Source organism: Mycobacterium interjectum, assembly GCF_900078675.2.
In the GTDB taxonomy this organism is placed as follows: domain Bacteria; phylum Actinomycetota; class Actinomycetes; order Mycobacteriales; family Mycobacteriaceae; genus Mycobacterium; species Mycobacterium interjectum.
This window is the reverse complement of the sequence record NZ_LT546237.1, coordinates 3558923-3572227: the sequence shown is the minus strand read 5'-3', so window position 1 is coordinate 3572227 and position 13305 is coordinate 3558923. Positions and strand designations below refer to the sequence as shown.

Below are 13305 nucleotides of genomic sequence, written 5' to 3'. Positions count from 1 at the left end.
CGGGCCTCACCCCTCCTGGCCGAACTCCATCATGTCGAGGTTCCAGTAGCCGCGCATGTTGGTGATCAGGCCCGCGTCGTTGACCTTGTAGGTGAACACCCCGCGCACCGTGCTGGTGACGCCGCCCTCAAACCTGCTGCGCAGCACCAGGATGTGCGCGATCTCGTCGGGCGAGCTCGACGGGAACGTCTCCTCGCAGGTGATGGTGAGCCGGTTGGCCGCGATGTTGGTGTCGTAGAAGGCCGCGACGCCCTCCTTGCCCCGCACCCCGGTGCCGTCGGGATTGGTGACGGACTTGCCGATCGGGTCCTCGACGACGACGTCGTCGGCCATCAGCGCCAGCCAGCCCTCGCGGTCGTGCGCTTGCACGCAACGCCACGAGGATTGCGAGGCGGTCAGCGCGGGGGAGGCCTGCGCGGTTTCGGTCATTTCTCTCTCCTCTATCTTTAGATCGCGCACGCGGCGCGTGCGCCCTCCTCGGTGGCCTTGCGGATGAGTCCCAGCCCGGTGCAGTCGCCGGCCGCGTGCACCTCGGAGCCGGGCAGGGCCGCGACCAGGCTGTCGAACAGGCGGGTGTCCGGTTGAACCGTCCCCGCGACGACGACGCTGTCGGCGGGCAGCTCGCGAGGCGCGCCGCCGGCCGGCGTAAACACCACGTCGCGCGCGGTGATCCGGTCGACGGCCGCGCGGACGTGCACCGTGACGCCGAGCCGATCGAGACGATCCATGTGCTCGGTNGCCGCCTACCACCACCACCCGCTTGGCCCGGCCGGCGCGGCGGGCGGCCAGTTCGCGCTCCTTGCCGGCGCGGGGGTTGACCGCGCAGTCGACGGAAAAGCGTTGTTCCATTGCGTCGATGCAGTTTTCGCAGGAGATGCACTTGCGCACCCGGCGCGCCTGGCCGGACCGCAGCTTGCGGGGCAGCTCGGGGTCGGCCAGCAGCGGCCGTCCCATCGCGACGAAATCGGCGCGGCCCTCGGCCAGGATCCGCTCGGCCGCGACCGGGTCATGGATGCGGCCGACGACTATCACCGGCACGTCGACCACCTGTTTGACCGCGGCCGCCGCGCCGACATTGACCCCGTCGCCGTCGTCGGCGCCGTTGACCATTCCCGTGACCAGCCGGTCGATCACCCCGCCGCTGACATGGAACGCGCTGACCCCGGCGGCCACGAGTTCGGGTGCCAGCCGCGCGGTTTCGTAGCTGGGTCGCCCGCCCGCGACCCGCTCGTAACCGGAGATGCGCAGCGTGATCGGTAGGGCGTCGCCGACCTCGGAGCGAATCGCGGCCAGCGTCTCCACCACCACTCGCGCCCGGCCGCGCGCCGAGTCACCCCGGTAGTCGTCGGTGCGCCGATTTCGTTGGGGAGCAAGGAAAGACCCCAGCAGCATGTAGCCGTGCGCGGCGTGCAGCTCGATGCCGTCGTAGCCCGCCTCGGCGGCGCGGCGCACCGCGGCCTTGAACTGGTCGAACACCTCGCACAGCTGACGCTTGCTGATCTCGGCCGACGGACGCCCGGTGAGGTAGGACGGAATCACCGACGGCCCCAGGGAGGTGACGCCGAACATCTCCGGCCCCAGGCCGTCGGGCCCGGCGTGCACGATCTGCGGCTGGATCTTGGCGCCGTGTTCGTGCACCACCTCGACCAACGCCCGGTGCGCGTCCACCGCCTCGTCGGTCGCCAGGTGGAGGCCACCGGGCGTCTCGGGGTGATGGTGGTCGACGCCGGTGGCGCCGACCGTGATCAGGCCGACGCCACCCTCGGCGCGGGCGGCGAAATAGTCGCGGGTGCGCGCCGACGGCAGCCCGTCGGGGGTGCCGTACATCGTCTCCATCGGAGACATGACCACCCGGTTGCGCACCGTCATGGCGCCGATTCGTCCCGGCGCCAGCAGGTGTGGGAAGCCGGTGCTCACCGGCGCGGCTGCGGTGGACTTACCGATCGGCGTCGGTGTAGCGGATGACGCCGCGAATGTTCTTGCCGTCCAGCATGTCCTGGTAGCCGTCGTTAATCTGCTCGAGCTTGTACTGGCGGGTGATCATGTCGTCCAGGTTGAGCTTGCCGGCCTTGTACATCGACAGCAGCTGCGGGATGTCGTACTGCGGGTTGCCGCCGCCGAAGATGGTGCCCTGCAGGTTCTTCTGCATCAGGGTCAGCATCGCCAGGTTCAGCGTCACGTTGGTGTCCAGCAGGCTGCCGATGGCGGTCAGCACGCAGGTGCCGCCCTTCTGGGTGATGTTCAGGTAATTGTCGATGTCGGCGCCGTGCAGCTCGCCGACCGTGACCACCACCTTGTGGGCCATCAGGCCGTAGGTGACCTCGGCCATGCCGGCCATCGCGGCCATGATGTCGGGGTAGACGTGCGTGGCGCCGAACTTCAGGGCCTGGTCGCGCTTCCACTCCACCGGGTCGATCGCGAAGATGTAGCGCGCACCCGCGTTGACGGCACCCTGCAGCGCGGCCATGCCGACGCCGCCGACGCCGACGATAGCGACGTCTTGACCCGGCCGGATGTCGGCGGTGCGGACCGCCGAACCGTAGCCGGTGGTGACGCCGCAGCCGACCAGGGCGGCCACCTCGAACGGCACCGACGGGTCGATCTTCACCACCGAGCTGCGGTGCACGACCATGTACGGCGAGAAGGTGCCCAGCAGCGTCATGGGAAAGACGTTTTGGCCGCGGGCCTGGATGCGGAACGTGCCGTCGGACACCGCGGCACCGCCCAGCAACCCGGCGCCCAGGTCGCACAGGTTGCGCAGGCCGGCCTGACAGGTCGGGCAGGACCCGCAGGACGGGATGAACGACAGCACCACGTGGTCGCCGGGGGCGATGTCTTCGACGCCGGGCCCGACCTCGGTGACGATGCCGGCGCCCTCGTGGCCGCCGAGCACCGGGAAGCCCGCCATCGGGATACCGCCGGTGACCAGGTGGTGGTCGGAGTGGCACATGCCGGCCGCTTCCATCTGGATCTTGACCTCATGCGCTTGCGGGTCGCCGATCTCGATTTCCTCGATGGACCACGGCTGGTTGAACTCCCAGATCAGAGCGCCTTTTGTCTTCACGTTGGACCTGACCCCATTTCGCCTTTGAAGTGAGACTGCCCGACCCGTCTTGCCCGGCAGCAGTGGTGACGAGTGCCACAGGGCACCCCTGTCGCGCCAGCATAGCGCGTACAACAAATCAAATGCTTGGTTGGGTACACACCGCTCACCAGATCGGGACGGGCGCCTGCCCGAGCGGGTAGTAGCCCGGCAGCTTCTCGCCGGCGATGCTGCGTTGGATCCGGTTCTGCATGCCGGCGGACAGGTCGCCGGACTCGATGAGGTTCGCGAACATCTTCGCGACGTGACCGAAGTCGAAGAAGTCCCGCTGCCACTCGATGAGCAGGTCGCCGTCGAGGCGGAACCAGCTGCCGCCGATGCCGTAGATCTCGTCCTGGGTGCCGTCGGCCTTGTTGACGATCTGCTTCCAGAAGCCGACGATCTCGCCCTGCTTCTCGTCGATGAGCACCTTCTGGTACTCGTACACCCAGTTCTCCAGGCCCTCCATCTCCAGACCGAGGGCGATGTCGCGGATCTCGTCGACGCCGACGCACATCACGTCTTCCTTAGGGCCGATGTTCCAGCCGTAGGTGGCGTCTTTGGTGTAGAAGTCGGCCAGCGGTTTCCAGTCACCGGCCTTTTCGCAGTCCTTGTTGGCCTGCAGCCAGCGGTCGACCCATGCTTCGAGATCCGCGCGTGAACCTGACGCCTTGAAATTCATGGGTCAGCCTTCTTTCTCTTTGATGAACAGTGCTTGCGTAGGGCACATCGCGACCGCGCGCTCGACCTCATCGCGGGCGTCTTCGGGCGGTTCGGGGTCGAGGATCTCGACCTTGCCCCGTTTGGGCACCCGGAAGTAATCCGGCGCCTCCAGCTCGCACATGGCGTGGCCCTGACACAAATCCAGATCGGCCTCGACCCCGAATCCGCCCATCGGTTTCCACTCCTTACCCGTTGCGCTTGCGGTAGCGCACCTTGGCCGGCCGGGCGAGCTGGACAACCATCTTGGAGTGGTCGTTGTGGTAGCTGTCGGCCGGCTGGGCCATCTCGAACCGGTACTCGCGCAATAGAACCGAGAAGATGGCCTTGATCTGCATCTGGGCGAAAGCGGCCCCCACGCAGCGGTGTCGGCCGGCGCCGAACGGGATCCAGGTCCACCGGTTGACGATGTCGGCCTGCTCGGGCTTGTTGTAGCGATCGGGCTTGAAGGCGTCCGGATCGGGAAAGTCCTCGGGAATCCGGTTCGAAATCGCCGGGGACGCCGCCACATAGTCTCCGGCATGGATCGGGAAGCCCTCGACCTCGAACTCGCCCTTGGCGACCCGCATCAGGATGATCAGCGGCGGATGCAATCGCAGTGTTTCCTTGACCACGTTGTCCAGCTTCGGAATCGAGCGCAGCGCATGGAAACTCACCGCCTGGCCGTCGGCGTAGAGTTCCTCGAGCTCGGTGAGCACCTCGGCGTAAACATCGGGGTGGCGGATCAGCTCGATCAACGTCCACGCCGACGTGCCCGAACTGGTGTGGTGCCCCGCGAACATCAGCGAGATGAACATCCCGGTGACCTCGTCGGCGGAGAAGCGCGGCCTGCCGTCCTCGTCCTTGATCGAGACCAGCACGTCGAGCATGTCGCGGTCGGCCTTGTCCTTCGGCGGATTGGCCAGCCGCTGGTCCATGATCTCTTGCACCACCGCAACGAGTTTCACGCGTGCTTCATCACGACGCTGGAAGCTCTCGATCGGCAGGTAGGGGTCGACATAGCACAGCGGGTCGGTGCCGCGTTCCAGCTCGTGGTAGTACTCGGCGAACCGGTGGTCGAGCTGCTCCCGGAACTTCAGCCCGATCAGGCAGGCCGTCGAGGTGTAGATGGTCAGCTCGGCGAAGAAGTCGAGCAGCTCGATCTCGCCCTCGTCGCCCCAGTTGGCGATCATCTTTTTGACTTCGCCCTCGATGGTGGCGGCGTGGCCCTTCATCTGCTCGCCCCGCAGCGCCGAGTTGTGCAGCATCTCCTTGCGCCGCTCGGGGCTGGCATCGAACACCACGCCCTTGCCGAAGATCGGCGTCATGAACGGGTACGCCTCGGCCTGATCGAGGTCCTCGTCGGCGGAACGGAAGAAGAATTCGTTGGCGCCCGCGCCGGAGAGCAGGATCACGTGCTTGTCGACCAGCTGGAACCAGCCGACATCTCCGCATTCATCGCGGACGCGCTTCATCAAACCGATGGGGTCGGTGCGGAACTCCTCGAGGTGGCCGTGCTCTTCTTCGCCGCCGGAAACCCGCGGCACGATGGCGGTTGTCATGAGTCCAATGCCTTTTCGTCGAGTGCGAGCTTCTGGCGATCTTTCTTGTCGGCCAACGGGGCTTCGGGCTGCAGCTCCATGTTCGCGATGAAGCCACCGCGCGGGGTCTCGGCGACGAACGTGATGGCCCGCGCCAAATCCGCCGCCCGCAGGAAGTAGTCGTGGCGGGCCTGGCCCCACTTGGCCCAGTCTTCGAGTGCGGGGCCGACCTTCTCGGCCGGCAGGCTCCAGCCCATCGATGTCTTCGTCGGGCCGGGGTGCACGATCGAGGCCCGCACGCCGGTGCCCTCGAGCTCCATCTGGAAGTTGGTGACCATCGCGACGAGCGCGGCCTTGGCGGCGCCGTAGGCGCCCATGTGCGGCCGCTGGCGCAGGGCCACGTCGGAGCCGACGAAGATCAAATCGCCGCGCTGCCGCTCCAGCATGCCGGGCAGCACGGCGGCGGCCAGCCGGTTGGCGCCGACGAGGTGGATCTGCAGCTGCGACTCGAACTCGTCGGTGGTGATCTCGGCCAGCTTGCCGAAGTACGTGTCGCCCGCGCCGGCCACCAGCACCTCGATGTCGCCCAGCGCGTCGACAGACTGTGCGACAAAGGATTTCACCGAATTCGGGTCGGTGACGTCCAGGTGGAATCCGACCGCCTCGCCGCCTTCGGCGTTGATCTTGCCGACGATGTCGTTGAGCTTCTCCACCCGGCGGGCGCCCAGCGCGACCGGGAAGCCGTGCGCCGCGAGCTCGATGGCGGTGGCCTCTCCGATGCCGGACGAGGCGCCGGCCACGATCGCCGGCCGGCGTTCGGGCAACGGGTCAAAGCGGGGCATTCAGCGGACCTCCACGCTCATGGGTAGGTGAGCGAATCCGCGGACATTGCTGGAGTGGACGCGGACGGCGTTGGCCTCGTCCACCTGATATCCGCGGATTCGCTTGAACAACTCGCTCAGCGCGACCCGGGCCTCCATCCGCGCCAGGTGCGCGCCCAGGCAGAAGTGTGCGCCGCTACCGAAACTCAATAGCTTGGGCCCGATTTCGCGCCCGATCACATAGTCGTCCGGGTTGTCGAAGACCCGCTCGTCGCGATGGCCCGAACCGGGCAGCAGCAGCAGGACGTCGCCCTCGGGGATCGTGGTGCCGTAGAGAGTGAGTTCCCCGGCCACGGTGCGGGCCAGGATCTGGCTCGAGGTGTCGTAGCGCAGGGTCTCCTCGACCCACGGTGGCACCCGGGACAGGTCGGCGTAGACCGGGGCCAGCTGATCGGGGTTTCGGTGCGCCCAAAACGCCGCGTTGGCAAGCAGTTTGGTGGTGGTCTCGTTGCCGGCGATCACCATCAGGAACATGAAGCCGAGCACCTCGTCGTCGGTGAGCCGGTCGCCGTCGATCTCGGCCTCCAGCAGCGCCGACGTCAGGTCATCGGTCAGCATCTTGCGCCGCTCGGCCACCATCCCCTGGTAGTAGACGATCAGGTTGAGGGACGCCTCGACCGCCTCCGGTGGCACGTCGGTGACGCCCTCGGCGCGGTGCATCACGCCGTCGGCCCAGGCCCGGACCTGGACCCGATCCGGCTCGGGGACGCCCATCAACTCGGAGATGACGTCCATGGGCAGCTTGCCGGCGAACTCGTCGACGTAGTCGACCGTGCCGTCCGCCGAAGACCGGGCCTTGTCCAGCATCGTGTCGAGGTGCTGGGTCGCGATCTCGGTGACACGGGGTTCCAGCTCCCGAATCCGCCTGGGGGTGAACCCTTTCGAGACCAACGTCCGCAGCCGCAGGTGGGCGGGATCGTCCATCGCCAGGAATGACATCGTCTTGGACGCGTGCGGGCCGCGCGACGCGGGATCCAGCGAGACGCCGTACTTGTTGGACAGCGTCGTGCTGTTGCGGAAGCCTTGGAGCACATCCTGGTGCCGCGACAGCGCCCAGAACTTCAACTCGTCGTTGCGATACAGCGGCGCCTCGTCGCGCAGCCGCTGGTAATACGGATACGGATCCTCGTGGAAGTCGTAGTCGTAGGGATCCAGGACCAGCTCGTGGTCGCCGACGTGCACGGTCATCTAAGTACCTGTCTCCTCGCTGGCGGCGCCCAAGATGAGTCCCGCCACGTCGCCAAGGCGGTCGGCTATCTCGCGGTAGGTGAGCTGCCCGCTGGCGGCCTGCACCAGGGCGCCGAAAAACGCCATCTCGAGCGCGGATACGGTGGCCGCGTCGGCGCCCGGACCGATCGCCGAGGCGATGCGGCGGTGAATTTCCGCCCCAATTCGGTCGCGTGCCGCACACACGGCGGGATCGGTCCCGCCCCCCAGCAGCGCCGCCGTGCACGCCGCGCCGACCTCGGGTTCGTCGGCGACCACCAGCGCCAGATGGCGCAATACCTTGTCCACGCGGGTGGGCATGGGGTCGTTCACGTCGGTGAAGTAGGGGACCTGCCGCACCAGGTCGAGGTAGACCTCGGCGATCAGATGGTTCTTCGACGAGAAGTAGGTGTACGCGGTGGCCGGGGCCACTTTGGCGCGGGCCGCCACCGCGCGCACCGTCAGGTCGGCGTATGACTTCTCGCGCAGGGTTTCTATGCCGGCCGCGAGGACCTTGCGGAAGGTCTCCTCCTGGCGGCGGTTGCGCAAAGTCGCTCCGGCCTGACGGTCGGCGTGGGATGCGATCGTAACCGGTGCATCGCTGGACACATGTCCAAGCTATCGGATGTCGGCGACGGGAAGCAAGACTGGTTTGCAAATACCCAGCTTAATCGGGTAAGTCGCCGGTGGTTGTGGTGGCCGGCGCGATCCGCTCTTGCACCGCCGACGACCTGGCGACTATGGTTCGATGCGACTATATCGGACAACTGTCCACTCAATCGGCATGCATCACTGAGCCGCGCAAAGACGGGAGCGGGAGATGGCCTTGTTGGCCGACGGCGCGAGCGCACTGTTCATCGACGGGAAGCTGTCGCCGGGCAACGCCGGCACGTTTTCCACGATCAACCCGGCAACCGAAGAAGTGCTCGGAGTTGCCGCCGACGCCGACGCCGACGACATGGGTCGCGCCATCGACGCCGCGCGGCGGGCCTTCGACGACACGGACTGGTCCCGCAACACCGAGCTGAGGGTTCGGTGTGTGCGGCAGTTGCGCGGGGCGATGCAGCAGCACCTCGAAGAGCTGCGCGACCTGACCATCGCCGAAGTCGGCGCGCCGCGAATGCTCACCAGCATCGCCCAGCTGGAGGTCCCGGTCAACGACCTGGCATTCGCGGCCGACACCGCCGAATCGTACGAGTACAGCCAGGATCTCGGCGAGGCGTCGCCGATGGGCATCCCCACCCGGCGCACCATCGCCCGAGAGGCCGTCGGTGTCGTCGGCGCCATTACCCCGTGGAACTTCCCCCACCAGATCAACCTCGCCAAGATCGGGCCGGCGCTGGCCGCCGGGAACACCGTCGTCTTGAAGCCCGCCCCCGACACCCCCTGGTGCGCCGCCGTGCTGGGCGAGCTCATCGCCGAGCACACCGACTTTCCGCCCGGCGTGATCAACATCGTCACCTCCAGCGACCACGGCGTGGGCGCGCTGTTGGCCAAAGACCCTCGGGTGGACATGGTTTCGTTCACCGGATCGACCGCCACCGGCCGCAGCGTGATGGCCGACGGCGCGGCCACCATCAAAAAGGTCTTCCTCGAGTTGGGCGGCAAGTCGGCGTTCATCGTCCTCGACGACGCCGACCTGGGCGGCGCGGTGGGCGTGGCGGGCTTCTCGGTCTGCATGCACGCCGGGCAGGGATGCGCAATCACCACCCGGCTGGTGGTGCCGCGGGCGCGGTACGACGAAGCGGTCTGGATCGCGGCCGCGACGATGGGCGGCATCAAGGCCGGCGACCCCACCGACCCCGGAACCATCTGCGGGCCAGTGATTTCAGCGCGCCAGCGGGATCGGATACAGGGCTATCTCGACTCGGCGATCGCCGAGGGCGGGACGTTCGCGTGCGGAGGCGGGCGGCCGGCCGACCGCGGCGTCGGTTTCTTCATCGAGCCCACCGTGATCGCGGGCCTGGGCAACGACGCCCGCTGCGCCCGGGAGGAGATCTTCGGCCCGGTCCTGACGGTGATTCCGCACGACGGCGACGACGACGCCGTGCGCATCGCCAACGACTCGCCATACGGATTGTCGGGCACCGTGTTCGGTGCCGACCCGGAGCGGGCGGCCAGGGTTGCCGCGCGAGTCCGCGCGGGCACGATCAATGTCAATGGCGGCGTGTGGTATTCGGCCGATGCGCCATTCGGCGGTTACAAGCAATCCGGCAACGGTCGGGAGATGGGCCTGGCCGGTTTCGAGGAGTACCTGGAGATCAAGACCATCGCGACAGCGGTTAACTAGAGGAGCTTGAGAGCATGCGATTCGAGGACAAGGTCGCCATCGTCACCGGGTCGGGTGGCGGCATCGGTCAGGCGTACGCCGAGGCGCTGGCCCGTGAAGGCGCCGCGGTTGTCGTGGCCGACATCAAGGCCGAGGCGGCCGAGGGGGTGGCCAAGCAGATCGTCGCCGACGGTGGCACGGCGCTGGCCGTTCCGGTCGACGTGTCCGACCCGGCGTCGGCCAAGGCGATGGCCGACCGCACGCTGGCCGAATTCGGCGGCATCGACTACCTGGTCAACAACGCGGCGATCTTCGGGGGCATGAAGCTGGATTTCCTGCTCACGGTCGACCCCGAGTACTACAAGAAGTTCATGAGCGTGAACCTCGACGGCGCGCTGTGGTGCACCCGCGCGGTGTACAAGAAGATGGCCAAGCGCGGCGGCGGGGCGATCGTCAACCAGTCGTCCACCGCCGCGTGGCTGTACTCGAACTTCTACGGCCTGGCCAAGGTCGGCATCAACGGCCTGACCCAACAGCTATCCCGCGAACTCGGCGGCCAGAACATCCGGATCAACGCGATCGCGCCCGGGCCCATCGACACCGAGGCCAACCGGACCACCACGCCGCAAGAGATGGTCGCCGACATCGTCAAGGGTCTTCCCTTGTCGCGCATGGGAACTCCGGCGGACGTCGTCGGGATGTGCCTATTTCTGTTGTCCGACGAGGCGTCGTGGATCACCGGGCAGGTTTTCAACGTCGACGGCGGGCAGATAATTCGATCATGAGCAACGATCTGAGGCTTGGGTACATCGGCCTGGGCAACATGGGCGCCCCGATGGCCACGAAGATGACCGAATGGCCTGGTGGGGTGACGGTTTACGACATCCGGACGGAGGCGATGACGCCGCTGGCCGAGAAGGGCGCCAGCCTGGCCGACAGCGTCGCCGACGTCGCCGCCGCGGACATCATCCACGTCACCGTCCTGGACGATGCGCAGGTGCGGGAGGTCGTGGGCGAACTGGCGGTACACACCAAGCCCGGTAGCGTCATCGCGATCCACTCGACCATCGGCGACACCACAGCCGTAGAACTGGCCCGCGAGCTCAAACCACGGGGCATTCACATCGTCGACGCACCGGTCAGCGGTGGCGCGGCTGCCGCCGCGAAGGGCGAGCTGGCCACGATGGTGGGCGCCGAGCGCGAGGTGTACGAACGGATCAAGCCGGCCTTCAAACACTGGGCGGCGATGGTGGTCCACGCCGGGGAGCCCGGCGCGGGGACGCGAATGAAGCTGGCCCGCAACATGTTGACGTTCACGTCGTATGTCGCGGCCTGCGAGGCCATGAAACTGGCCGAGGCGGCCGGGCTCGATCTGCAGGCGCTGGGCCGGGTGGTGCGTCACACCGACGCGCTCACCGGTGGGCCGGGGGCGATCATGGTCCGCGATAACATGAAAGACCTTCAGCCGGAACACTTCCTGTACCAACCGTTTATGCACACCCGTGGTCTGGGGGAGAAGGACCTGAGCCTGGCGCTGGGTTTGGGTGAGGCGTTGTCGGTCGACTTGCCGCTGGCCCGGTTGGCTTTTGGAAGCTTGGCCGCCGGCCTTGGGGTGCCGCACACGGAGAAAGAGACCTAAATGGACGAGCTGCGCCGCAAGGGCCTCGAGAAGATGAACGAGGTCTACGGCTGGGAGATGCCCAACATCGAGGGCGACGCGTACTTCGACCTGACCGTCGATCACCTGTTCGGCAGCATCTGGACGCGACCGGGTTTGTCGATGCGCGACAAGCGCATCATGACGCTGACGGCGGTGACCGCGATCGGGAATCGCGACCTGGCCGAGATCCAGATCAACGCCGCGCTGCTCAACGGCGAACTCAGCGAGACCGAGCTGAAGGAGATGGCCGTCTTCCTGACCCACTATCTCGGCTTCCCGCTGGGTTCGGCGCTCAACGGCGCCGTCGACGCCGTCGTGGCGAAGCGCAAGAAGGCCGCGGCGAAGGGCGCCGGAGAGGACAAGAAGGCCAACGTGGACGCCGCGTTGAAGATGCACTCGGGTGATAAGGACTGACCCGCCGAGCAGACGCAGAATCGCGTGCTTCGAGGCGAAAATGTGCGATTTTGCGTCTGCTCGCGGTGATGACGGACCTCAGTAGGGTTGGCCGCCTGCGGGCATCACATACTCGGAGGTCGGCGCGGAGACGCCGTTGACCGTCGCTCCGCCGTTGAGGATGCCCGGTGCCATTTCCAGCATGTTGTGCGGGAAGCCAAATTTCGGCATTGTCAGCGCGTCGAGACGGCCCAGTTCGTCCGCGCCGAGGCTCACGTCGACGGCGCGGAGGTTGTCGTCGAGCTGGGAGAGCCGGCGCGCCCCGATGATGACGGACGAGACTGCGGGCTGTGCCCTGACCCACGCGAGCGCCACGCTGGCGACGGTCGTCTCATGGGCCTTGGCGATGACCTCGAGTTCGTCGATCAGCGCGTAGGTCTTCTCGTTGAGGAACGCGTTGACCATCGCGCCGCGGTCGGCGTCGTTCCGGCCGGCATTGGCCCGGGTGTACTTGCCGCTGAGCACGCCGCCCTTCAGGGGCGACCACGGCGTGATGCCGAGGCCGAATTCGGGTGCCATCGGCACCAGTTCCTGTTCGACGTCGCGTTCGAGCAGCGAGTACTCGATCTGCAACCCGACGAATGCCGACCAGCCGCGGAACCGGGCGACGAGGTTGGCTTCGGCGATCTTCCACGCCGGGGTGTCCGAAACGCCGATGTAGCGCACCTTGCCCGCGCGGACGAGGTCGTCGAGTGCCGCCATGGTCTCCTCGATCGGGGTGTTCGCGTCCCAGATGTGCAGCCAGTACAGGTCGATGTAATCGGTTTGCAGTCGCCGTAGCGAGTTTTCGCAGGCGCTGATCAGGGACTTGCGGCCCGAGCCGCCTCCGTTCGGATCGCCCGGATACAGGTTGCCGCTGAACTTGGTGGCGACCACCAGGCGATCGCGGCGGGCGGGGTGGCGCCCGATGTGGTCGCCGATGATCTTCTCGGAGTGGCTCCGGGTGTAGAAGTTGGCGGTGTCGATGAAGTTGCCGCCGAGGTCGGTGTACCGATCGATGATCTGTTGGGACTCTTCGACACTGGTGCCCCAGCCGAGGTCTTCGCCGAACGTCATCGCGCCGAGGCACAGGGGGCTGACGCGCAAGCCGGAGCGTCCGAGTGTCACGTATTGATCCAGAGGCATGGCGGCCGCTTTCTGGTAGATTGTACGATTATGCGTTTGTTCCGTTCTAAACTAGTTCACGACTGAACGATCTGGCAAGTCGATGTCAGCGGTTGATGCGGCCAAAATCTGGTCGCTGAACTACCGGGTGCTGGTCTCGGTCATCGCGTGCGCCGAGCCCGAAATCTGCGCGCTCGGCCTCGAGTCCAAGGAGCTGTTCCTGCTCGCCGAGATCGACGAGCATCCCTACCCCGCCGAATTGGCCGCGGCGTTGAGCATGCCCAAGGCGACGGTGACGGTCTACCTGAAACGGCTCGAGGCGGCCGGGTTGGTGCGCCGCGAGATCGACCCCGCCGATCTACGACGCCATCGGCTTCTGCTCACGCCGGCCGGCCGTAAAGCCGCCGCCG

Annotated in this window: 14 protein-coding genes and 1 pseudogene; 5 read left to right on the top strand and 10 right to left on the bottom strand. The window is 66.8% G+C overall.

The features are described from left to right. Positions 1-6: 6 nt before the first annotated feature. From BN4348_RS51645 to BN4348_RS51605, 9 genes and pseudogenes are all read right to left on the bottom strand, one after another. The gene (locus BN4348_RS51645) at positions 7-429 is read right to left on the bottom strand and encodes a ketosteroid isomerase family protein (protein WP_066916124.1); all 423 of its coding nucleotides are present in this window, start codon (positions 427-429) and stop codon (positions 7-9) included. Positions 430-939: 510 nt separating this feature from the next. Next, a pseudogene (locus BN4348_RS61815) lies at positions 940-1836 on the bottom strand (NADH:flavin oxidoreductase); the annotation flags it as partial. A gap of 100 nt (positions 1837-1936) precedes the next feature. Then, on the bottom strand, positions 1937-3064 hold the full coding sequence (locus BN4348_RS51635; RefSeq protein WP_066916122.1) for an NDMA-dependent alcohol dehydrogenase: 1128 nt from the start codon (positions 3062-3064) through the stop codon (positions 1937-1939). A 145-nt stretch (positions 3065-3209) separates the two neighbouring features. After that, positions 3210-3764 (bottom strand): nuclear transport factor 2-like protein, encoded by a 555-nt coding sequence (locus BN4348_RS51630; protein WP_066916120.1) that lies wholly within the window; start codon positions 3762-3764, stop codon positions 3210-3212. A gap of 3 nt (positions 3765-3767) precedes the next feature. After that, on the bottom strand, positions 3768-3977 hold the full coding sequence (locus BN4348_RS51625; RefSeq protein ID WP_066916118.1) for a ferredoxin: 210 nt from the start codon (positions 3975-3977) through the stop codon (positions 3768-3770). Between the two features lie 13 nt (positions 3978-3990). Beyond that, positions 3991-5343, bottom strand: a complete 1353-nt coding sequence (locus tag BN4348_RS51620) for a cytochrome P450 (RefSeq protein WP_066916116.1) — start codon at positions 5341-5343, stop codon at positions 3991-3993. Beyond that, positions 5340-6164 (bottom strand): SDR family oxidoreductase, encoded by an 825-nt coding sequence (locus tag BN4348_RS51615; protein ID WP_066916114.1) that lies wholly within the window; start codon positions 6162-6164, stop codon positions 5340-5342. Before BN4348_RS51615 ends, BN4348_RS51620 begins: the two co-directional genes overlap by 4 nt. Continuing rightward, positions 6165-7391: a cytochrome P450 gene (locus BN4348_RS51610; RefSeq protein WP_066916112.1), complete on the bottom strand. Its 1227-nt coding sequence runs from the start codon at positions 7389-7391 to the stop codon at positions 6165-6167. It lies immediately after the preceding gene. Further along, positions 7392-8018, bottom strand: coding sequence for a TetR/AcrR family transcriptional regulator (locus BN4348_RS51605; RefSeq protein WP_066916110.1), 627 nt, complete (start codon positions 8016-8018; stop codon positions 7392-7394). It lies immediately after the preceding gene. Between the two features lie 211 nt (positions 8019-8229). Between BN4348_RS51605 and BN4348_RS51600 the strand changes: the two genes are divergently transcribed. Genes BN4348_RS51600 through BN4348_RS51585 form a run of 4 tightly spaced genes read left to right on the top strand, consistent with a single transcriptional unit; the run spans position 8230 to position 11752 of the window. Beyond that, complete coding sequence (locus BN4348_RS51600; protein ID WP_066916108.1) at positions 8230-9699, top strand: aldehyde dehydrogenase; 1470 nt, start codon at positions 8230-8232, stop codon at positions 9697-9699. Positions 9700-9713: 14 nt separating this feature from the next. Then, positions 9714-10463: an SDR family oxidoreductase gene (locus tag BN4348_RS51595; RefSeq protein ID WP_066916106.1), complete on the top strand. Its 750-nt coding sequence runs from the start codon at positions 9714-9716 to the stop codon at positions 10461-10463. Next, a complete protein-coding gene (locus BN4348_RS51590; protein ID WP_066916104.1) occupies positions 10460-11317 on the top strand; it encodes an NAD(P)-dependent oxidoreductase in 858 nt (285 codons plus the stop codon). Before BN4348_RS51595 ends, BN4348_RS51590 begins: the two co-directional genes overlap by 4 nt. Next, entirely contained in the window at positions 11318-11752 is a 435-nt protein-coding gene (locus BN4348_RS51585) for a carboxymuconolactone decarboxylase family protein (RefSeq protein WP_066916102.1), read from the top strand. Positions 11753-11830: 78 nt separating this feature from the next. Here BN4348_RS51585 and BN4348_RS51580 read toward each other — a convergent pair whose 3' ends face one another. Beyond that, positions 11831-12916, bottom strand: coding sequence for an aldo/keto reductase (locus BN4348_RS51580; RefSeq protein WP_066916100.1), 1086 nt, complete (start codon positions 12914-12916; stop codon positions 11831-11833). An 82-nt stretch (positions 12917-12998) separates the two neighbouring features. Between BN4348_RS51580 and BN4348_RS51575 the strand changes: the two genes are divergently transcribed. Next, positions 12999-13305, top strand: a 307-nt coding sequence (locus tag BN4348_RS51575) for a MarR family winged helix-turn-helix transcriptional regulator (RefSeq protein WP_066916098.1), incomplete at its 3' end; no start/stop codon positions are given.